Annotated in this window: 21 protein-coding genes and 1 tRNA gene; 17 read left to right on the top strand and 5 right to left on the bottom strand. The window is 68.8% G+C overall.

All coding sequences use genetic code 11. The annotated features are described in order from the left end of the window. On the bottom strand, positions 1 to 582 hold the full coding sequence (locus tag ABC766_RS10745; protein WP_043353820.1) for a YqaA family protein: 582 nt from the start codon (positions 580 to 582) through the stop codon (positions 1 to 3). A 126-nt stretch (positions 583 to 708) separates the two neighbouring features. Between ABC766_RS10745 and ABC766_RS10740 the strand changes: the two genes are divergently transcribed. The 5 genes from ABC766_RS10740 (at position 709) to ABC766_RS10720 (ending at position 3,536) form a co-directional block, all read left to right on the top strand. Next, positions 709 to 793: transfer RNA gene (locus ABC766_RS10740), tRNA-Leu, on the top strand. Between the two features lie 175 nt (positions 794 to 968). Continuing rightward, complete coding sequence (locus tag ABC766_RS10735) at positions 969 to 1,910, top strand: NAD(P)/FAD-dependent oxidoreductase (protein WP_345822160.1); 942 nt, start codon at positions 969 to 971, stop codon at positions 1,908 to 1,910. Next, a complete protein-coding gene (locus tag ABC766_RS10730; RefSeq protein WP_342140733.1) occupies positions 1,907 to 2,827 on the top strand; it encodes a histone deacetylase in 921 nt (306 codons plus the stop codon). The genes ABC766_RS10735 and ABC766_RS10730 overlap by 4 nt, the downstream gene beginning before the upstream one ends. 147 nt (positions 2,828 to 2,974) lie before the next feature. Further along, on the top strand, positions 2,975 to 3,148 hold the full coding sequence (locus ABC766_RS10725; protein WP_342140734.1) for a hypothetical protein: 174 nt from the start codon (positions 2,975 to 2,977) through the stop codon (positions 3,146 to 3,148). A gap of 145 nt (positions 3,149 to 3,293) precedes the next feature. Then, the gene (locus ABC766_RS10720; RefSeq protein ID WP_043380408.1) at positions 3,294 to 3,536 is read left to right on the top strand and encodes a hypothetical protein; all 243 of its coding nucleotides are present in this window, start codon (positions 3,294 to 3,296) and stop codon (positions 3,534 to 3,536) included. Positions 3,537 to 3,551: 15 nt separating this feature from the next. On the opposite strand, the gene ABC766_RS10715 is transcribed toward ABC766_RS10720, so the two are convergent. From ABC766_RS10715 to ABC766_RS10705, 3 genes are all read right to left on the bottom strand, one after another. Then, positions 3,552 to 4,718 (bottom strand): alanine racemase, encoded by a 1,167-nt coding sequence (locus ABC766_RS10715; RefSeq protein WP_345822159.1) that lies wholly within the window; start codon positions 4,716 to 4,718, stop codon positions 3,552 to 3,554. A gap of 84 nt (positions 4,719 to 4,802) precedes the next feature. After that, positions 4,803 to 5,438, bottom strand: coding sequence for a 2-dehydro-3-deoxy-6-phosphogalactonate aldolase (locus ABC766_RS10710; RefSeq protein WP_345822158.1), 636 nt, complete (start codon positions 5,436 to 5,438; stop codon positions 4,803 to 4,805). Next, on the bottom strand, positions 5,435 to 6,313 hold the full coding sequence (locus ABC766_RS10705) for a 2-dehydro-3-deoxygalactonokinase (protein WP_345822157.1): 879 nt from the start codon (positions 6,311 to 6,313) through the stop codon (positions 5,435 to 5,437). The genes ABC766_RS10710 and ABC766_RS10705 overlap by 4 nt, the downstream gene beginning before the upstream one ends. A 211-nt stretch (positions 6,314 to 6,524) precedes the next feature. Between ABC766_RS10705 and ABC766_RS10700 the strand changes: the two genes are divergently transcribed. The 8 genes from ABC766_RS10700 to ABC766_RS10665 all read left to right on the top strand — a co-directional run bounded on the left by ABC766_RS10700 (position 6,525) and on the right by ABC766_RS10665 (position 14,788). Beyond that, positions 6,525 to 7,283, top strand: a complete 759-nt coding sequence (locus ABC766_RS10700) for an ABC transporter ATP-binding protein (protein ID WP_345822156.1) — start codon at positions 6,525 to 6,527, stop codon at positions 7,281 to 7,283. Further along, a complete protein-coding gene (locus ABC766_RS10695) occupies positions 7,276 to 8,016 on the top strand; it encodes an ABC transporter ATP-binding protein (RefSeq protein WP_043348642.1) in 741 nt (246 codons plus the stop codon). The genes ABC766_RS10700 and ABC766_RS10695 overlap by 8 nt, the downstream gene beginning before the upstream one ends. Before the next feature lie 95 nt (positions 8,017 to 8,111). Beyond that, on the top strand, positions 8,112 to 9,329 hold the full coding sequence (locus ABC766_RS10690) for an ABC transporter substrate-binding protein (protein ID WP_043348643.1): 1,218 nt from the start codon (positions 8,112 to 8,114) through the stop codon (positions 9,327 to 9,329). Between the two features lie 28 nt (positions 9,330 to 9,357). Next, positions 9,358 to 10,245: a branched-chain amino acid ABC transporter permease gene (locus tag ABC766_RS10685; protein WP_043380394.1), complete on the top strand. Its 888-nt coding sequence runs from the start codon at positions 9,358 to 9,360 to the stop codon at positions 10,243 to 10,245. Positions 10,246 to 10,268: 23 nt separating this feature from the next. Then, the gene (locus ABC766_RS10680) at positions 10,269 to 11,255 is read left to right on the top strand and encodes a branched-chain amino acid ABC transporter permease (protein ID WP_278306473.1); all 987 of its coding nucleotides are present in this window, start codon (positions 10,269 to 10,271) and stop codon (positions 11,253 to 11,255) included. 237 nt (positions 11,256 to 11,492) lie between these two features. Beyond that, positions 11,493 to 11,795, top strand: a complete 303-nt coding sequence (locus ABC766_RS10675) for a hypothetical protein (protein ID WP_244538817.1) — start codon at positions 11,493 to 11,495, stop codon at positions 11,793 to 11,795. Between the two features lie 63 nt (positions 11,796 to 11,858). Continuing rightward, positions 11,859 to 13,805, top strand: coding sequence for a DNA mismatch repair endonuclease MutL (mutL, locus tag ABC766_RS10670; protein ID WP_345822729.1), 1,947 nt, complete (start codon positions 11,859 to 11,861; stop codon positions 13,803 to 13,805). A gap of 215 nt (positions 13,806 to 14,020) precedes the next feature. Then, entirely contained in the window at positions 14,021 to 14,788 is a 768-nt protein-coding gene (locus ABC766_RS10665; RefSeq protein ID WP_287090697.1) for an SDR family NAD(P)-dependent oxidoreductase, read from the top strand. Positions 14,789 to 14,836: 48 nt separating this feature from the next. On the opposite strand, the gene ABC766_RS10660 is transcribed toward ABC766_RS10665, so the two are convergent. Then, positions 14,837 to 16,489: an AMP-binding protein gene (locus ABC766_RS10660; protein ID WP_182592451.1), complete on the bottom strand. Its 1,653-nt coding sequence runs from the start codon at positions 16,487 to 16,489 to the stop codon at positions 14,837 to 14,839. 225 nt (positions 16,490 to 16,714) lie between these two features. On the opposite strand from ABC766_RS10660, the gene ABC766_RS10655 reads away from it, so the two are divergent. The 4 genes from ABC766_RS10655 to ABC766_RS10640 all read left to right on the top strand — a co-directional run bounded on the left by ABC766_RS10655 (position 16,715) and on the right by ABC766_RS10640 (position 19,462). Beyond that, complete coding sequence (locus ABC766_RS10655) at positions 16,715 to 17,254, top strand: phasin family protein (protein ID WP_287090696.1); 540 nt, start codon at positions 16,715 to 16,717, stop codon at positions 17,252 to 17,254. Then, complete coding sequence (locus ABC766_RS10650) at positions 17,251 to 18,189, top strand: alpha/beta hydrolase (RefSeq protein ID WP_342140742.1); 939 nt, start codon at positions 17,251 to 17,253, stop codon at positions 18,187 to 18,189. Before ABC766_RS10655 ends, ABC766_RS10650 begins: the two co-directional genes overlap by 4 nt. A gap of 399 nt (positions 18,190 to 18,588) precedes the next feature. After that, positions 18,589 to 19,029 carry a helix-turn-helix domain-containing protein gene (locus ABC766_RS10645; protein ID WP_043754937.1) on the top strand — a complete coding sequence of 147 codons (441 nt, stop codon included), beginning with the start codon at positions 18,589 to 18,591 and terminating at the stop codon, positions 19,027 to 19,029. A gap of 58 nt (positions 19,030 to 19,087) precedes the next feature. Further along, the gene (locus ABC766_RS10640) at positions 19,088 to 19,462 is read left to right on the top strand and encodes a cupin (RefSeq protein ID WP_075381492.1); all 375 of its coding nucleotides are present in this window, start codon (positions 19,088 to 19,090) and stop codon (positions 19,460 to 19,462) included. The last annotated feature ends 1 nt before the right edge of the window (position 19,463 follow it).

Below are 19,463 nucleotides of genomic sequence, written 5' to 3'. Positions count from 1 at the left end.
CTACAGGATCACCTTGAAGAGCAGGAAGCCGAGGACGATGACGGCGACGGAGATCGCCGCAACCGCGTTGAGGTGCCGGTCGAGCACGGCCCGAATCTGGACGCCGTAGCGTCCAAGCAATCCGGCCAGGATGAAGAAGCGCGCGCCGCGGGTCACGATCGACAGAACCGTGAACCAGAACAGGCTGTAATGGGCGAAGCCCGAGGTGATCGTGACGAGCTTGTAGGGGATCGGCGTGAGTCCCTTCAGCAGGATCACCCAGTGGCCGTAGCGCGCGTAGGAATCCTGGAAGGTCGCGGCGGAGTTCTGCAATCCGTAGAGGCGGATGAGCCATTCCCCGAGGGAATCGAACAGGAGGGCCCCGATCGCGTAGCCCACGAGTCCGCCGATGACCGAGGCGACGGTGGTGATCGTGGCGTAGAGCCAGACCCGGTCCGGTCGGGCGACCGCCATGGGCACCAGCATCGCGTCCGGCGGAACCGGGAAGAAGGAGCTTTCGGCGAAGGCCACAGCGCCGAGCGCATAGGGCGCGGACGGCCTGTCGCTGAGGGCCAGGATCCACGCGTACAGCCGGCGGAGCATGCAAGGTCCCGAAGTGAGCGGTCGGTCGCCCTTTGAGCATAGGCGTCCCGCCTTGGCCAGATCGGGGCCCACCGCAAAAACAACACTTGGCCGGACCCGCCGTCCTATGCGAAGAGCCCTCCGTACGCGGGTATGGCGGAACTGGTAGACGCGGGCGACTCAAAATCGCCAGCCGCAAGGCGTGGGGGTTCGATTCCCTCTACCCGCACCATGGCCGTCTGGCGATCGCGCAACCTATCCCGTCCGGCAGTTCCAAGAGGGGCGACCCGAGGTCCGCGCGAATCCCATCGACGCGCGAAGTTCGGTCGCCCTGATCTCCTGATCGCTGACCCCTATCTGTGCTGCAACGCGGCCGGTTTGGCCGTCCTGCGGAGCGGAGTAGGGACTTGAACGAGCGTGGGATCGTCGCGGTTCTCGGCGCGGGCATGGCCGGCGCAACTGCGGCACGCCACCTTGCCGAGGCGGGCCTGCGGGTGCGGGTGTTCGACAAGGGACGCGGCGTCGGCGGTCGGATGGCAACCCGGCGCGTCGGTGATCTCCAGTTCGACCATGGCGCTCAATTCATGCGCGCGCGCGGTACCGCCTTCGCGGGTCAGATCGATCGATGGGCGCGAAGCGGCATCGTTGCGCCCTGGGCCGGTTCCGAACGGTCTGTCGGCGTGCCGAGCATGGTCGAGCCCGTGCGCGACCTGCTGTCGGGTCTTCCGGTTCAGAGCGCCACGACCATCCTGCGTCTTCACCGAGATGGGGCACACTGGCGGCTGGAGGACGCGTCCGGCACCGTTCACGGGCCGTTCGACGCGGTGGCGATCACCGTCCCGGCGCCGCAGGTCATGATGCTGCTCGCGGCATCCGGCGTCACCCTCCCGGACATCGCCCGCGCTTCATACGCACCCTGCTGGTCTTTCATGATCGCGGCGGACATGTCCCCGCCGGAGGACCTGATCGAGCCGGGGGCCGGTCCGATCGGCCTGATCGCGTGCGATTCGTCGAAGCTCGGGCGGCCCCCCGGGATCCGGCTCACGGTCCACGCGACCCCGGATTGGTCGCGCCGGCATCTCGAAGCGCCGCGTGAGACGATCGTCGCCGAACTTGTCCGCGCCACCCGGGACTGCCTCGGCACCGAACTTCGACCGTCCCACATGGAAGCCCATCGCTGGCGCTACGCGCAGGTCGAGAACGCCCTGCAGGTGCCCTGCCTGTACGATCCGGCATGCCGACTCGGGGCGGCCGGGGATTGGTGCCTGGGGGCCCGGATCGAGGCGGCCTACGACAGCGGGCTGGCGCTCGCCGACGCTATCCTGAACGATCTCGGGCACCCTGCGTGACTCCCCCGATCGCCTTCCACCCGGCCTATGAGGCGTCCCTCCCGGTCGGCCATCGGTTTCCGATGCGCAAGTACGGCCTGCTCGCAGAGACGCTGATCGCGAAGGGGCTGGCTCCGCTCGGTTTCGTCGCGCCGGAGCCGGCCGGGGCGGACATCCTGATCCGGGCTCACGATGCCGCCTATGTGGATGCGGTGCTGGCCTGCGATGTCGGTCCTGAGATCGAGCGGGCCATCGGGCTACCGGTCGATGCGGCCCTCGTCCGGCGCTCGCGCGCATCGGTGGGCGGCACCCTCCTGGCCGCGCGCCTCGCCCTGGCGGAAGGTCTGGCGGGCAGCGCCGCTGGCGGCAGCCATCACGCGCGGCGCCAGCAGGGTGCTGGCTTCTGCGTGCTGAACGACGTGGCCGTCGCGGCGCGGACGCTCCAGGCCGAGGGGCTGGTCCGGCGCGTCCTCGTGGTCGATCTCGACGTGCATCAGGGCGACGGCACCGCCGATTGTCTCGCCCGAAGCCCGGAGCTCTTCACCTTCTCGATTCATTGCGAAAACAATTATCCAGCCCAGAAGATCGCCGGCGACCTCGATATCGGCCTGCCGGACAGGCTCGACGACGCCGGCTACCTCGCTGTTCTGCGTGCCCGTCTGCCGCCGCTGCTCGACGCATTCGCGCCGGACCTCGTCTTCTATAATGCCGGCGTCGATCCGCATCGCGACGACCGCCTCGGCCGACTCTGCCTCACCGATGATGGCCTTCTCGCCCGCGACCGCTTCGTCGTGGCCGAGGCTCGCGCGCGCGGGATCGCGCTCGCTGCGGTGATCGGCGGCGGATACACCCACGATGTCGAGGCCCTCGCGCGGCGCCACGCGCTGGTCTTCGAAGCCCTGGCCGCCGAGGCGGCCGCTCGGCCGACGTCGAAGTGAGACCTGATTGCATCACGGTACCGTCGATCTGCAGGTCTCGGTCGAGCAGGAAAGGTTTTGGGAACGGCCACCGTCGAGGATCCGAAGTGCGCGGATGATCGACGCGGATCCGCCGCTTGCATTCGGTGACATCGGAAGGGTTCGGCCATGCTCGCGCGGGTCTGGGACGTGGTGAAGGCGACGCTGGCGGTGTCGGCCCTGATCGCCGCCGCCCTCGTCTCGGCGGACAAGGTCGACCGGCGGAAAACGCAACCGGTCGTCGGCACCGCACTGATCGAGCCGGCCACCACTGGAACGATTACGCGGCAGGAGCGTCCTTGAGCCTGCGCTCTGCGTAGTCTTGAGCGGCGCCCCTGCGTCAGATTGAAACAAGCGTGACGGGATATCTCGGTCGGCGTCGACGTTCTCGCCCGATGCCGAGGCTTGGCCGCACGCCGACCCGACCCGTTCAGGAGAACCCACCGCGATGAAGTCCGCCCCCCTCGCACTGTTCGTCGTCCTCCTCGGCACGGCTTCGGCGTTCGCGGAAACGGGGGCCGAGCGGGCCGCCTGCACGCCGGACGTGATGCGCCTCTGCGCCTCTCAGATTCCCAATGCGGGCGCTATCACCCTCTGCCTGCGGGAGAATCGGGTGGCGTTGAGTTCCGCCTGCCGGACGGTCGTCGACCGTTCCGACCGGTCGAAAGGGAACATCGCAAATCGCCGCTAGGCGCGGCGCCGCGCCTCACCAGCCGTTGATGCGCGGCCAGACCTCTCCGGAGAGGCGGCCATCGGCGACGACGTGGTAGCGATCGTGCTGAGCACCCGTGGCGCAGGCATGGTTCGGGAGAATCCGCAGGCGCGCGCCGACCGGAAGGTCGGGAAGCCCGGCGGCAGCGCCCTTCCGCACCGCGACGATCCCGTGCTCCTGATTGGCGTCCCGCACGATCAGGTCCGGATAGGGGCGCCCGGCGATGTCGCAGGCCAAGCCATAACCCTGATCGACCGCCTGCCGCGCGGTGCCACGATCACGCGAGAGTGCCATCCATCCCGCGTCGGTGATGATCCAGCCCTTGTCCCGTTGATGCCCGATCACCGTCGCGAGAACGGTGAGGGCGATGTCGTCGATCGTGCACGAGCCGACGCCCGCCTGAAACAAGTCGCCGATCATGAACACGCCGGCGCGCACCTCCGTGACGCCCGCGAGGGTCTCCGCATACCGGGCGGTGGGTGTCGATCCGACGCTCACGACAGGGCAGGGGAGGCCGGCGCCGCGCAGGATCTCGGCCGCCGCGACGGCGGCCACGCGCTCGGCCTCGGCCGCCCGACGAAGGGCGGCGGGATCGCTCAGCCCATAGCTGTCGCCGGCATGGAGCAGCACGCCGCGCAGGCTCGCGCCGTCCGCGACCGCGCGGCCGATGGCGACGAGCGTTTCGGCATCCCGCGGCCCGACCCCGGAGCGATGTCCATCGGCATCCACCTCGATCAGCACCGGCAGGGCATCGCCGCTGCGCCGGCTCCAGGCCGCCACAGCCTCGGCCTGGGCTGCCGAATCCAGGACGATCGCCAGATCCGCCCTCCAGCGCTGTCGGATGGCTCCGACCCGATCGAGCTTCTGCGGTGCGATGCCGACGGCGTAGATCACGTCGCGCACGCCGCCCTCGGCGAAATACTCGGCCTCCCGGAGCGTCGAGACCGTCGCGGGCCCAGCGGGACCGGCCATCGCCCGGCGCGCGACCTCGAGGGATTTGGCCGTCTTGAGATGCGGGCGCAGGGCGACGCCCAGCCCGTCGAGATGCCTGCGCATCCTGTCGACATTCGCCTGCAGGATGTCGGCGTCCAGGAGGAGGCACGGTGTCTCCAGCCCGTCGAAACCGCCGCCACCGGGCGATACCGCAGTGTCACCGATCATCTACCACTCCCGACCTATCCGACGCGAGAGGCTGATAGGCGAGCCTCGGCGCCGCTCCAAGCCGTCGGGACCCCGTACGTGTCTTCAGGCAGATCGCTGCAATGCCGCCACGTAGGCCGCAGCATCGCGCGCCACGTCGGCCGCCCCCTTGCCGGGGCGGTAGAGATTGGAGCCGAGGCCGAAACCATCGGCTCCGGCCTGTCGCCAGCCCGCGATCGTCTCGGGCAGGATTCCGCCGACGGCCAGGACTCGGGTGACCGGCGGCAGAACCGCGCGATGCGCCTTGAGCGCCAGAGGCGTCGCGACGTCCGCCGGGAACAGCTTGAGCGCGGTGGCGCCGGCCGCCAGGGCCGCGAAGGCCTCCGTGGGTGTCTGATAGCCCGGGAGGGAAACGAGACCGGCCGCGACGGTCGCGCCGATGACCGTCGGATCGGCGTTCGGCGACACCACGAGGCCTCCGCCGGCGGCCGCGACGTCGGCGACCTGCGATCGGCTGAGAACGGTGCCGGCGCCGACGAGCGCCCGTCCGGCGAGGCGCTCAGCGAGCACCGCGATGCTCCGCAGCGGGTCCGGCGAGTTGAGCGGCACCTCGATGAGGGTGAACCCGGCCCCGACCAGGGCCTCCCCGATCGCCGGCGCCTCGTCCGGCGTGAGTCCCCGTAAGATCGCCACGAGCGGGCAGCCCGCGAAGGCCGCCTCGAACCGGTCGTGGATGGTCATGTCCGCAGACTCCAGATGGCGTGGATACCGGACGTGGTGGAACCGTCCGGCACGATCACCGCAGTCCCGCCCGCTTGCGCGATGGCGGCGGCGTACAGCGCGGCCAGGGGACCGCCGCCGAGCAGATGGACCGGTCGGCCCTGGAGGTCGTCCCGGGTGCCGACATCGGCGCCGATCAGGATGCCGCTGGCGTAGGAGGCCGCGTCATCGGGGGCGAGGCGGTCGAGCAGCAGTCCCGAGCGGACCTCGAACAGGGTCGCGGCGAGGTTTCGGGAGGCGAGGCCCCGTCCGACGCCCGCGCGGAAGGCGGCTCTGTTCCCGACCTCACCGTCGAGCATCCCCGCCAGGATGCCCTGTGCGCGAAGCAGGGCGAAGATCTCTCCGGTCATCACGGTGGTGAAATCCGTGATCGCACCATCGACGGTCTCGATCCACTTGTTGTGTGTGCCCGGCTGACAGAACAAGGCCGTCGGCGGCGCCGAACCCGCTTCGATCGCACCGAAGACCTGGACCTCTTCCCCCCGCATCACATCGGGACGCTGTCCGTCACGCAGGGCGACGCCGGGGACGATCCGCACGTCGGGTGCGGGTTCCACGCAGGCTTTCGCCAGGGCCGCGAGGGTTGCCGGCGCGGCGATGTAGGGCGCCGCCAGCCAGCCCCGGTTGGATCCGACCATGCCGACCGCGATGACCGGAAGAGGCCCCAGCCGCGCGCGCAGATCCGCGATCTCCGCGGGGTAGTCGCCGGGCGCCAGGGAGAGGATCCCGCGTCCGTCCTGCAGGCTGTCGAGCACCGCTCCCGAGCCCGACACGGCGAAGGCCCGGCGGTTCGTGGTGCCCCAGTCGACGGCGATGTAGGCCGCGCGACCGTCCATGCCGTGTCTCCCCAGGATAGCGCCACCGGAATTTGTCTGAGTTAATCAGAGGGCGGCGCGTGGTCAAGTTCGGTCGAGCGACCGTCGCGACACGGTCGGCGACAGATATCACTGACGGGGGATTGTCGCGTGGTCCCCGGCGATTGCGATGGACTGTACCGTCACGGATCGGCGATATGGCGGCAAGAAATCAAACCCGGGAGGGACACGCTTGGCACGGGATGTAATCCTGGCGACCGATGACCTGACGATGGAATTCCGTGGATTCCGGGCCGTCAACGGCGTGGCGTTGCAGGTGGAGCGCGGCACGATTCACGCGCTCATCGGGCCGAACGGCGCCGGCAAGACCACCTGCTTCAATCTGCTCACCAAGTTCCTGATCCCGACCTCGGGGACGATCCGCTACAAGGATCGCGACATCACCGGCCTCAAGGCGGCGGATGTCGCCCGGCTGGGGCTCGTCCGCTCGTTCCAGATTTCGGCGGTCTTCCCGCATCTCACCGTGATGGAGAATGTCCGCATCGCCCTGCAGCGGCGGCGGCGCGGCGATTCCTTCGATTTCTGGCGGCCCGAGCGAGTCCTGCGTGCGCTGAACGGCGAGGCGCTCGAACTGGTCGACGCGGTCGGACTCTCGGAGTTCGCCGACGTACTGGCGGTCGAGCTGTCCTATGGCCGCAAGCGCGCGCTGGAGATCGCAACCACGCTCGCTCTCGATCCCGAGATGCTGCTCCTCGACGAGCCGATGGCCGGCATGGGCCACGAGGACGTGGACCGGACCGCCGCGCTCATTCGGCGCGTCTCGAAGGACCGGACGATCCTGATGGTCGAGCACAACCTGTCGGTGGTCGCTTCCCTCTCGGACCGGATCACCGTGCTGGCCCGCGGCCAGGTGCTGGCCGAGGGGGACTACGCCACGGTCTCGAAGGATCCGCGTGTGGTCGAAGCGTATATCGGGGCGGGACATGCGTGAGGCGGCTCTCAAGACACCTCCGGCGGCCGCGACCGGCGCGCTCCTCACCGTCCGCGGATTGGAAGGCTGGTACGGCGAGAGCCACGTGCTCCACGGGATCGACATCGATGTCCGGACCGGTGAAGTCATCACGCTGCTCGGGCGCAACGGCGCCGGAAAGACCACGACGCTGAGGGCCATCATCGGCATCCTCGGCAAGCGCGCCGGCTCGATCGTCTACGACGGTGTCGAGACCATCCGCATGGCGTCCCGGAACATCGCCCGCCTCGGAATCGGCTACGTCCCGGAGGAGCGGGGCATCTTCGCGAGCCTCACGGTCCACGAGAACCTGATGCTGCCGCCGCGGGTGAAGCCGGGGGGCATGTCGGTGGACGAGATCCATCAGCTCTTCCCGAACCTGAAGGAGCGCGCCGGCAGCCAGGGCACCAAGCTCTCCGGTGGCGAGCAGCAGATGCTGGCGATCGGACGCATCCTGCGCACCGGTGCCAAGCTGATCCTCCTCGACGAACCGACGGAGGGACTGGCGCCGGTCATCGTCCAGCAGATCGGCCGGACCATCCAGCAATTGAAGGCGCAAGGCTACACCATCGTTCTGGTGGAGCAGAACTTCCGCTTCGCCCAGACCCTGGCGGACCGGCATTTCGTGATCGAGCAGGGGCGGGTGGTCGATATGATCCCCAATGCCGAGCTTGACGCCAATATCGACAAGCTCCACGCCTATCTCGGCGTCTGAAGCCCGTTCGCAAAAACCGTAGAAGCGCCAACAATCGGCGCCCCGATACTCGGCTGGCGGAGATCCGCTGCGCCGTTACAAGGATGGAAACGAAAATGTTCGGACGTATCGCCCGGCCCGCGACCCTCGCCGCCCTCGCCGGCGCCCTGATGATGGGCACCGCTGCTGCGCAGACGAACGTGAAGATCGGCATCCTGGGCGATCGATCGGGCGCCTATTCCGACATCAGCGGCGAGGGCTCGGTCGTGGCCGCGAAGCTCGCCGTCGAAGACTTCAAGCCGGACGCTCACGGCCTGAAGGTCGAGATCGTCTCGGCCGATCACCAGAACAAGCCGGATGTCGGGGCGGCCATCGCCCGGCAATGGTATGACCGCGACAACGTCGACATGATCACCGACGGGGTGACCTCCTCGGTGGCGCTGGCCATCAGCCAGGTCACCAAGGAGAAGAACAAGGTCTTCATCGACACCGGCGCCGGCACCGCCGACCTCACCGGCCCGCAATGCACGCCGAACACCATCCATTGGGTCTACGACACGGTGGCGCTGGCCAACGGCACCGGCGGCGCCATGGTGAAGCGCGGCGGCAATACGTGGTTCTTCCTCACGGCCGATTACGTCTTCGGACAGACGCTTCAGCGCGACACCAGCGCGGTGATCACCAAGAACGGCGGCAAGGTCGTCGGCTCGGTGAAGACGCCGTTCCCGACCTCGGACTTCTCGTCCTTCCTGCTCCAGGCGCAGGGCTCGGGCGCCAAGGTCATCGGCCTGGCCAATGCCGGAACCGACACGATCAACGCGATCAAGCAGGCGGGCGAGTTCGGCATCACCGAGGGCGGGCAGGCGCTGGCCGGCCTTCTGGTCTTCTCCTCCGACGTGCATTCGCTGGGCACCAAGGTCGCCCAGGGTCTCGTGCTCACCGAGCCGTTCTACTGGGACCTGAACGACCAGACCCGGGCCTTCTCGGACCGCTTCGCCAAGCAGATGAAGGGTGGCTCGAAGCCCACCGCCAACCATGCCGGCGTCTACTCGGACGTGCTCCATTACCTGAAGGCGGTGGCCGAGCTGAAATCCACCACCGACGGCGCCGCCACGGTCGCCAAGATGAAGGCGATGCCGACAGACGATCCGCTGTTCGGCAAGGGCGTGATCCGCGCGGACGGCCGCAAGATCCACGACATGTACCTGTTCGAGGTCAAGAAGCCCGCCGAGTCGAAGGGCGAGTGGGATCTTTACAAGAAGCTCGAGACGATCCCGGGCGATCAGGTCTTCCGGCCGCTCAACGAGGGCAATTGCCCCCTCGTGAAGGGTTGACGGTGGGATCGGGGCGCGGAGAACGGCCATGACCACGATCTTCGGAGTGCCGACGCAGGCCCTGTTCGGGCAATTGCTGCTCGGCCTGATCAACGGCTCGTTCTACGCGATCCTGTCGCTGGGGCTCGCCATCATCTTCGGGCTCCTGAACATCATCAACTTCGCCCACGGCGCGCTCTACATGATGGGCGCGTTCGTGGCCTGGATGCTGCTCACCTATGTGGGCCTGGGCTACTGGTGGGCGCTGGGTCTCGCGCCCCTCGTGGTGGGCGCCTTCGGCATCGTGCTGGAGCGGGTGCTCATCGCCCGGCTCTACAAGCTCGACCACCTCTACGGACTTCTGCTGACGTTCGGGCTGGCGCTGATCATCCAGGGCCTGTTCCGCAACCAGTACGGCGTCTCGGGGCTGCCCTACGCGATCCCGGCGGAGCTCTCCGGCGGCCAGCGCCTGCCCTTCATGTTCCTGCCGAACTACCGGGCCTGGGTGGTGGTCGCGTCGCTGACCGTCTGCATCGCCACCTGGCTCGTCATCGAGAAGACCAAGCTCGGCGCGTATCTCCGGGCCGCCACCGAGAATCCGACGCTCGTCCAGGCCTTCGGGGTGAACGTGCCGCTGTTCCTGACGCTGACCTACGGGTTCGGCGTCGCGCTCGCAGGCTTCGCCGGGGTGCTCGCCGCGCCGATCTACTCGGTGAACCCCAACATGGGCGCCGACATCATCATCGTGGTCTTCGCCGTGGTGGTGATCGGCGGCATGGGCTCGATCATCGGGTCGGTGATCACGGGCTTCGCCCTGGGCCTCGTCGAGGGGCTGACCAAGGTGTTCTATCCGGAGGCGTCGGCCACCGTGATCTTCGTGATCATGGTGCTGGTGCTGCTCGTCAAACCCGCCGGCCTGTTCGGGCGCACGGCCTGACCGCGAACTGAGGCTCGACACCCATGGCCGACACCGCCGCCCTCGAGGCCGCCCCGATCGCCGCCGCGCTCCCGACGAGCCGGGACGACAAGGCGCTCCATCGCCTGATCTTCATCGGCATCGCGCTGCTGCTGATCGTAGCGCCGCTCGTCCTGTACCCCGTCTATCTGATGAAGGTGCTGTGCTTCGCGCTGTTCGCGCTCGCCTTCAACCTGCTGCTCGGCTACGGCGGCCTGCTGTCCTTCGGTCATGCCGCCTATTTCGGCATGGCGAGCTACCTCTGCGCCTACACGGCCAAGCAGCTCGGCTTCACGCCGGAACTGGCGATCCTCAGCGGCACGGTGACGGCGGCCCTGCTGGGTCTGGTCTTCGGCGCCCTGGCGATCCGCCGGCAGGGCATCTACTTCTCGATGATCACCCTGGCGCTCGCCCAGATGGTGTTCTTCTTCTCCCTGCAGGCGAAGTTCACCGGCGGCGAGGACGGCATCCAGGCGGTGCCCCGCGGCAACCTGTTCGGCGCGATCAGCCTCGCGGACGACCGGGCGATGTACGCCGTCGTCGCCGTAATCTTCATGGCGGGGATGCTGCTGATCTACCGGATCATCCACTCGCCCTTCGGGCAGGTGCTGAAGGCGATCCGCGACAACGAACCCAGGGCGATCTCCCTCGGCTACAGGGCGAGCCAGTACAAGCTCGCGGTCTTCGTCCTGTCCGCGACCCTTGCCGGACTCGCGGGCTCCACCAAGGCGATCGTCTTCCAGCTCGCCTCGCTCACCGATGTGCACTGGTCGATGTCCGGCGAGGTCGTGCTGATGACGCTCGTGGGCGGCATGGGCACGGTCTTCGGACCGATCGTGGGGGCCTTGGTGATCGTCACCATGGAGACCTACCTCGCGCAGTTCGGGGCCTGGGTGACGATCATCCAGGGCTGTGTGTTCGTGCTCTGCGTGCTGCTGTTCCGGGAGGGCATCATCGGGCTGATCGCCCGGGTTGTCCGCCGGCCGTTGTAGCGCCCGCACCGTCACCGGAGACGGACTGACTAGGGTTCCGAAGATGCGGGCGCATGGCGTCGGGCTGCATCACGGCGAGCCGAAGATGAGCGGCTTCGCAGGCGGTCTGCGTTTCCGACGTCGTGCGGTGAGCATTCGTTAACCAAGACCGCCCACGCTGACGGCTTGACGCTGCCAGGGGGCGCTATGACTCAGGACCGGACGCTCAGCATCGACGATCCCGCCCTCGAGTGCCCGGTGGCACCGGACGTCGTCGGTCGCCTGATCAAGGCCGATCCTGAGGGCGCGGTCTTTCTCCTTGAGGGCATCCCGGAGGCAACCCGGGCGCGGCTCGCGGTCTGGCTCTACGGCCGCAGTCACACCCATGCGATCGGCGTTCGCGTTGCGTCGACCTGCGACGGTGCCACCCTGCGGCGGACGGCAGGCGTCGTCGGCAACGCATTGTTCGACCTGTCGCGCCGGCCCCAGGTGGCGACAAGCCAGGGGACGCGCAGCGGCGGCGGCCGGATTTCTCTGGGCGGATCACTGCGCCGCGCCTGATTCCCAATCCGCACTGCGCAGCGTGATTGGATCACCGCGGCGCAGGGACTATTCTCCGTGGCGATGTCCACCGCCCTGCACGTGCCGTCCGTCCGTCGCCTCGACCCCGTGCTCGTCGATCGCATCGCGGCCGGCGAGGTGGTTGAGCGCCCGGCCTCGGCCGTGAAGGAGCTGGTCGAGAATGCCATCGATGCCGGGGCCCGTGCCATCGAGGTCACCATCGAGGCCGGGGGACGGCGGCTGATCCGGGTCGTCGATGACGGCCGTGGCATGACGCCGGACGATCTTGACCTCGCGGTGGAGCGGCACGCCACATCAAAGCTTCCGGGCGGCGACCTCACGGCGATCGCCACCCTCGGGTTCCGCGGCGAAGCGCTGCCGTCGATCGGCGCGGTGTCGCGGCTCGCCATCGTCACCCGGACCCCGGATGCCGAGGCCGGGGCTAGCCTGACGGTCGAGGCGGGGCTGAAGGGTCAGGTCCGTCCGGCACCGGCGCAGCGTGGGACCCGGATCGAAGTGACCGAGTTGTTCGCCGCGACACCGGCACGGCTCAAGTTCCTGAAATCGGACCGGGCGGAGAACACCGCCGTCGCCGAGACGCTGCGCCGGCTCGCCGCGACGCAGCCCGGGATCCGCTTCACCCTTCGCGCCGATGCCGGGCAGCCCCTGGTCCTGCCCGCGGAGACCGGACCCGAGGCGGAGCTGCGCCGGCTCGCCGCTGTTCTGGGGCCCGACTTTTTCGCCAATGCGCTGCCGGTCTCCCTGGCCCGGGAAGGTTTTGCCGTGAACGGCCATGTCGGCCTGCCGACCTATCATCGCGGCGCGGCGACCCATATCCACCTTGCCGTCAACGGGCGCCCCGTGCGCGACCGGCTCCTGCTGGGCGCGATCCGCGGCGCCTACGCCGACACCCTGGCCTCCGACCGCCATCCGGTGCTCGGCCTTTCCATCGCGTGCGACTCGGACCGCGTCGACGTTAACGTCCACCCGGCCAAGACCGAGGTGCGCTTCCGCGAGCCGGGCCTCGTGCGGGCGCTGATCGTGAGCGCGATCCACGACGCCCTGCGCCGCGGCGGCGCCCGTTCGGCCACCACCGGCGCCGCGCGGACTCTCGACGCCCTGCGCCCCGCCGGTCCGCCGCTCGCGACCCATAGCGGCGCTGCCGCCCCGAGCCTGTTCCGACCGACGCGACCGGGCCTGTTTCCGGTGGGCACGCCGTCGGTCGCGGCACCGTCAGGCTACCGTCCGCAGACCGCGTGGCGTGCGCCGCAGCCTGTGCCGGCCGCGCCGGCGGGATTCGGCGAGGCTGCGCAGGCCGTGTTCGCAGGCCCGGATCCGGCCCCGGTGTCGGCACCGCCCCAGGCCGATATCCGCGTCGCCGACGACCCGACGGAGACGCTGGATCATCCCCTCGGCGCCGCCCGGGCGCAGATCCACGAAACCTACATCCTCGCCCAGACCCGCGACGGCCTCGTCATCGTCGATCAGCACGCCGCGCACGAGCGGCTCGTCTACGAGCGGATGAAGGCCGAGCGGGAAACGGGCGGCATCGCCCGCCAGGGCTTGCTGATCCCCGACGTGGTCGAGATGAGCCCCGAGGAGGCGGACCGGCTGGTCGCCGCGGCGCCGGACCTCGAGCGGCTGGGTCTCGCCATCGAGGCCTTCGGGCCGGGGGCGGTGCTCGTGCGCGAGGTGCCGGCCGCGCTGCTCGGCGCTTCGACTCGCGACCTCGTCACCGACATCCTCGACGCCCTTGAGGCCAGCGGCGACGAGGAGGGCGGCGTCCCGGCTGCGGAGGGCGGCCCGCTCGGCCGGCGCCTCGACGCGGTCCTGTCGCGCATGAGCTGTCACGGCTCGATCCGCGCCGGGCGGCGGCTGCGACCGGAGGAGATGAACGCCCTCCTGCGCGAGATGGAAGCCACGCCCAATTCCGGGCAGTGCAACCATGGACGTCCCACCTCGATCGAGCTGAAGCTCGCCGATATCGAGCGGCTGTTTGGCCGCCGATGAGGTGACGGCTTCGCCGGTCTGGCTGGCCTACCGGGCAGGGGCGGTCCAAAAGAACGGTCGATGCCTCGGCGCGAAGACCGGGGAGCCGGCGGCCGCGGATCGCCGGTGCATGCAGGGGAGGCGCAGAGCCATGATCGATATCCTCATCAGCGGCCCGTGCCGCGACGCCGAACACAAGCGGAGCGCGGCTCCGGCCGTCGCGTCGGTGCGCTGAGATGACGGGCCCATTCGATCTCGCCGGCCGTCACGTCCTCATCACCGGCGCCTCAAGCGGCCTCGGCCGTCACTTCGCCGGAACTCTCGCCCGCGCCGGGGCCCGCCTGTCGCTGGGGGCCCGCCGGGCCGATGCCCTCGCCGAAACCGTCACCCGCGTCACGTCCGAAGGCGGAGAGGCCCATGCCGTCGTCATGGACGTCACCGACGCCGCGAGCGTCGAGCGGGCGCTCGATGCCGCTGAATCGCGGTTCGGACCCGTGGCGGTCCTGGTGAACAATGCCGGTGTGACGGCGACGAAACCGGCCCTCGATCTCGACGAGTCCGACTGGGACGCCGTGCTCGACACGAACCTCAAGGGGGTTTGGCTCGTGGCTCAGGCAACCGGGCGTCGCATGGTCCGACACGGCGCGGGCGGCAGCATCGTCAACATCGCCTCGATCCTCGGGCTGCGGGTGACCGGCGGACTGGCGCCCTACGCCGCCTCCAAGGCGGCCGTGGTGCAGCTCACCAAGAGTCTGGCACTCGAATGGGCGCGCCACGGGATTCGGGTGAACGCGCTTGCTCCGGGCTACATCAAGACCGAGCTGAACGACGCCTTCTTCGAATCCGACGCCGGCAAGGCGCTGATCAAGCGCGTGCCGCAGCGTCGGTTGGGCGAGGCGGCGGAACTCGACGGGCCGCTCCTCCTGCTCGCCTCGGATGCCGGCGCCTACATGACCGGCAGCGTCGTCGCGGTCGACGGGGGCCACCTCGTCTCCGGCCTCTAGGGGCTGCATGGTGACGTGACCCGTTCCGACGCGCCGGACGGGCGTGGCTCAGAGAGCCCGCGCCTGCTCGCGCAGGACGAACTTCTGGATCTTGCCCGTCGACGTCTTCGGCAACGGCCCGAACACGACGGTTTTCGGCACCTTGAAGCGCGCCATCCGCTCGCGACAGAAGGCGATCAACTCCTGGTCGGCGGGTTCCGTCGCGCCGGGCTTCAGCTCCAGGAAGGCGCAGGGGCTCTCGCCCCAGGTCGGGTCCGGCTTGGCCACGACGGCCGCGAGCATCACCGCGGGGTGGCGCATCAGCACCTCCTCCACTTCCAGGCTGGAGATGTTCTCGCCGCCCGAAATGATGATGTCCTTCGCCCGGTCCTTGATCTCCACCGACCCGTCCGGGTGCCAGACCGCGAGGTCGCCGGTCCGGTACCAGCCGCCCGCGAGCGCCTGCTCCGTCGCGTCCGGGTTGCCGAGATAGCCTTTCATCACCGTGTTGCCACGCAGCCGGATCTCGCCGACCGATACGCCGTCGCGCGGCACCGGCGCGTCGGTTGCCGGGTCGGCGACGCTTACGGCCTCCAGGGTCGCCAGCGGCACGCCTTGACGGGCCATACGGGCGTATCGTTCGGTTTCGGGAAGGTCGGCCCAATCCGGCTGTGCCAGGCAGACCGTCGCGGGCCCGTAGCTCTCGGTGGCCCCGTAGAGATGCGTCACCTGGAAGCCCAGATCCTCCATGGTGCGGATGATCGTCGAGGAGGGCGCCGCGCCGCCGACCGCGCAGCGCACCGTTTGCGGGAACGGCACGCGGTCGTGGGCCGGCGCGTGGGCGATCATGGACAGGACGATCGGTGCGCCGCACAGATGCGTCACCCGGTGCTCGGCGATCAGCCGGAAGATGGACGCCGGCTCGACCTTCCGGAGGCAGACCTGCGTGGCGCAAGCGGCAACGCTGGCCCAGGGATACGACCAGCCGCTGCAATGGAACATCGGCAGCGTCCAGAGATACACGCTCGCGTCGGTCAGCCCGAAGGTCACGGCGTTGCCGAGAGCCTGGAGATAGCCACCGCGATGGCTGTAGACGGCGCCTTTCGGATCTCCGGTCGTTCCCGACGTGTAGAGCAGGCAGAGCGACTGCCATTCGTCCTCTGGACCGACCCAGGCATAGTCCGGATCGCCTTCGGCGAGCAGGGAATCGTAGGGCACAGCCCCGTCGATGCCGGTCTCGCCGATCGCCACCACCAGGACGGGCTCGGCGAAATCGGCGAGCGCCCGCGCGGCCAGCGCGGCGTACTCGGCCTCGACGATGAGCGCCCGGGCTCCGCCGTGCCGGAGCGAGAACGCGATCGTCGCCGGGTCCAGACGGGTGTTCAGCGGATTGAGGACCGCGCCGAGCATCGGGACGGCGAAATGCGCCTCGATCATCTCGGACACGTTCGGTGCCAGGATCGCGACGGTGTCGAGCGATCCGATGCCCCGACCGGCGAGGCCCGCGGCGAGGCGGCGGCAGCGCCCGTACAGGTCCGCATAGGTGAAGCGGCGGCTTCCGTCGATGACCGCAATCCGTGCCCCGCATGCGGCGGCGGCGCGCGCCAGCAGGCTCACCGGGGTCAGCGCGACGTAGTTGGCTGGCCGGCGGCCGAGCCCGACCTCGAACGGGTGGAGGCCGGCCTCGCGAGCCTCGGCGGGGATCGGTCCGGTCTCCATCATCGACACTTGCTGCCTTCTGATCGGGCGGTGAGCGTGGCGTGCGCTCCGTGCGACGATGATTTCGCGGCCGTCACACCTGTCAATTGCGATTGCCGTGACAGCGTGGGCCGCGCGCGGATTCTGTTACCGGGCGCGATTGACGCGAAGACAACCCTGTCGGATGCCCTATCCTTGGCCGTGCGCGGCCGAGGCCGGATGCGATCGTCCGATCTGCGGGAGACGACAGTGGGGAACGACAACCTGCCGATGGTCTCCAAAGAGACCGGCCGCGCCATGGCCGAGAGCAGTGTCGCCCGGGCGCGCGAGGCGTATGAGCGCTTCGCCGAGGCCGGCGAGATGGCGCTGAACGCCTTCGAGGCGTCGGCCGCGCAGAGTTTCGCGGGCTGGCGCGCGGTCATGGGCTCGAGCCGCGAGACCGCGCACCATCTCGCCGATGGTCATGCGGCCGGTGCCCGCACGATGCGCGAGCAATGGGACGATGCCGGCGCGCGGCTCTACAATGCCGTTGAGGACAACGCCGTCCATACCATGGCGGCGATGCGGGAGATCGGCCACCGGATGCTCGTGGCCTCGGACACGAATGTCCGTGCGGGCCTCGATTTCGCGGACCGCCTTGCCGCGGCAGCCGATGCCCGCGAGGTCGTGGCGCTGAACATCGCGTTCCTGCAGGAGCAGGCGCGTCGGCTCACCGACCAGATGGTTGACCTCCATCAGACGGCCAGCCGCCTCGCCCGCGAGGCCGCCGCGCGCACGGAGACTCCGTGACCGCCGCTGGCGCGGCGCCGGCTTCCGGACCCGAGACGAAGCCGCGGCTCGACGATCTGAGTCGCGCCGATGTGCCGTTCCGGACAGGCCATTTCCAGGCCTATGCGCCGCACGACTTCCATCGCATCGCTTACGTGGAGTGGGGCGAAGCGGACAGCCCGCACGTGGTGATCTGCGTGCACGGCCTGAGCCGCCAGGGTCGCGACTTCGACGCGCTCGGCTATCGGCTGGCGAAGCTGGGCTACCGGGTCGTCTGTCCCGACCTGCCCGGGCGCGGCCTCAGCGGCTGGTTGAAGGATCCGGAACTCTACGGCCTGCCGCAATACGCCGCCGACATGGCGGCGCTCATCGCGCATCTCCGGATACAAGGAAAGATCGACTGGGTCGGCACCTCCCTCGGCGGTCTCACCGGAATGGTCCTGGCCGCCGCCGCACGCTCTCCGATCCGCCGGATGGTGATCAACGATATCGGCCCGTTTCTACCCTGGGCGCCCATCCGCGAGATCGGCTCGCGCCTGCGCGACGCGCCCCGGCTTCACCATAACCTGGCCTCGGGCGAGTCGCGCTTGCGCACGGTGCTGGGCGCATTCGGACCGCTCACCGACGAGCAATGGCGCCACATCGCCAAGTACAGCTTCCACCAGGAGCCGAACGGCGGCTGGCGGCCCCATTACGATCCCGGGATCGGCGACGCGTTCCGGCCCGGCCGGGTTTACAGTGTCAGCATGTGGCGCGACTGGGACGTCATAACCTGTCCCGTCCTGCTCCTGCGCGGAGAGCATTCGGACTTGCTCCTCGCTTCGACCGCCGACGAGATGACCCGCAGGGGACCCCCGACACGGCGCGTCGAGATCCCCCAATGCGGCCATGCGCCTGCATTGCTGGACGACGAGCAATTGCGAATCGTCACCGACTGGCTCGGTCCTGCGGCGTGACCGCATCGCCGCCGAACGGCTGCGATTTCCGGGTCGAATCTCTGTGTGTCACGCCGTGTCCCCGTGGATCGGCATTCCCGGGCGAGCGTGGAGCAGGCAACTCAATAGCGCGCTGCAGTTTTCGAATGCGGGGCTCTAGTCGATTTCGATCACTTTTGTATGATCGCGGATGATCATTTAGTTGTTCATGTCGTGGTCATTGAGAGGCCCGCCCGGGAGTCTTCCGGGCTCAAGATTTTGAAAGCGTAACCATTCGTTGCACGCGCGGCTGACCTGTGGCACTAACAGATGTCACGTCTGGATCTTCGCGGCGCAATGTTGCACCTGTCAGTTGTGATTGGCGCCCCGGATCCGGGCGAGCAAGCCTGCCAACATTTAAGAACATCCGGACTACCAACGATGGCGAACCCAACCCCCAAGCCGAAGCAGACGACAGCCATTGATCACGGGGTCGGCAGCCGCATCGCGTTCCTTCGGGCCGCTAACGGATTGAGCCAGTCGGCCCTGGCCAGTGCATTGGGTGTCAGCTTCCAGCAGGTCCAGAAGTACGAGACCGGCAAGAACCGGGTCGGAGCCGGCCGTCTGCAGGCAATCGCCGAGCGACTCGGCGTTCCGGTCTCAAGCTTCTTCGAGCCCGAGCCCGAGGCTTCGACGGAGAATGGCCCGGCGCTGCTTCGTGTGGCCGGCGCCGTCGAGATCCTGCGGGCCTACAATCAGATCGCCGACGATCAGATGCGCCGCGACGTGCTCTCGCTGGTGAAATCCGCCGCGCGGATCGGCCAGCTGCGATCGGCGGACGAAGCGGCGCCTCAGTCTCCCACCGCAACGCGCAACGCGTGAGATCGGGCCGGCGCGGCGCTCCAGCCTAGCGCCGCGTGAGATCTGCCGGGGATGGATCATGGCCGAACGACCGACGACCGTGACCAATCTGCTGGCCGATCTGCCGCTGGGCGCAGCCGATGAGGTCGTGTCGGTCTTGGTGGCCAGCCCGGGTCTCCGGGTGGAGCGCATCGTCTCGACCGGGCAAGCGAGCCCGCCGGGCTTCTACTACGATCAGCCACACGCCGAGTGGGTCGCCGTCCTGACGGGCGCGGCCGACCTCCTGTTCGCCGACGAGTCGGCCCCGCGTCGCCTCGTCGCTGGCGATGCCGTGATGATCGCTCCGCACCGTCGGCACCGGGTCCACTGGACCGCGTCTCCCACCGTCTGGCTGGCTATCCATTTCGGCGCTGAGCTGACGGTTTCCGCAGAGGAAATGGTCGAAGCTCCCTAGA

This window comes from Methylobacterium fujisawaense (assembly GCF_039619325.1).
In the GTDB taxonomy this organism is placed as follows: Bacteria; Pseudomonadota; Alphaproteobacteria; order Rhizobiales; family Beijerinckiaceae; genus Methylobacterium; species Methylobacterium fujisawaense.
The sequence above is the reverse complement of the archived record's forward strand: the minus strand, read 5'-3'. Positions and strand labels throughout refer to the sequence as shown.

What these genes read in the sequence shown, in the direction of transcription:
- ABC766_RS10745 (WP_043353820.1), bottom strand. Translation starts at nt 582, where the DNA reads ATGCTCCGCCGGCTGTACGCGTGGATCCTGGCCCTCAGCGACAGGCCG.
- ABC766_RS10725 (WP_342140734.1), top strand. Translation starts at nt 2,975, where the DNA reads ATGCTCGCGCGGGTCTGGGACGTGGTGAAGGCGACGCTGGCGGTGTCG.
- ABC766_RS10720 (WP_043380408.1), top strand. Translation starts at nt 3,294, where the DNA reads ATGAAGTCCGCCCCCCTCGCACTGTTCGTCGTCCTCCTCGGCACGGCT.
- ABC766_RS10715 (WP_345822159.1), bottom strand. Translation starts at nt 4,718, where the DNA reads ATGATCGGTGACACTGCGGTATCGCCCGGTGGCGGCGGTTTCGACGGG.
- ABC766_RS10710 (WP_345822158.1), bottom strand. Translation starts at nt 5,438, where the DNA reads ATGACCATCCACGACCGGTTCGAGGCGGCCTTCGCGGGCTGCCCGCTC.
- ABC766_RS10705 (WP_345822157.1), bottom strand. Translation starts at nt 6,313, where the DNA reads ATGGACGGTCGCGCGGCCTACATCGCCGTCGACTGGGGCACCACGAAC.
- ABC766_RS10695 (WP_043348642.1), top strand. Translation starts at nt 7,276, where the DNA reads ATGCGTGAGGCGGCTCTCAAGACACCTCCGGCGGCCGCGACCGGCGCG.
- ABC766_RS10690 (WP_043348643.1), top strand. Translation starts at nt 8,112, where the DNA reads ATGTTCGGACGTATCGCCCGGCCCGCGACCCTCGCCGCCCTCGCCGGC.
- ABC766_RS10685 (WP_043380394.1), top strand. Translation starts at nt 9,358, where the DNA reads ATGACCACGATCTTCGGAGTGCCGACGCAGGCCCTGTTCGGGCAATTG.
- ABC766_RS10680 (WP_278306473.1), top strand. Translation starts at nt 10,269, where the DNA reads ATGGCCGACACCGCCGCCCTCGAGGCCGCCCCGATCGCCGCCGCGCTC.
- mutL (WP_345822729.1), top strand. Translation starts at nt 11,859, where the DNA reads ATGTCCACCGCCCTGCACGTGCCGTCCGTCCGTCGCCTCGACCCCGTG.
- ABC766_RS10665 (WP_287090697.1), top strand. Translation starts at nt 14,021, where the DNA reads ATGACGGGCCCATTCGATCTCGCCGGCCGTCACGTCCTCATCACCGGC.
- ABC766_RS10660 (WP_182592451.1), bottom strand. Translation starts at nt 16,489, where the DNA reads ATGATGGAGACCGGACCGATCCCCGCCGAGGCTCGCGAGGCCGGCCTC.
- ABC766_RS10645 (WP_043754937.1), top strand. Translation starts at nt 18,589, where the DNA reads ATGGCGAACCCAACCCCCAAGCCGAAGCAGACGACAGCCATTGATCAC.
- ABC766_RS10640 (WP_075381492.1), top strand. Translation starts at nt 19,088, where the DNA reads ATGGCCGAACGACCGACGACCGTGACCAATCTGCTGGCCGATCTGCCG.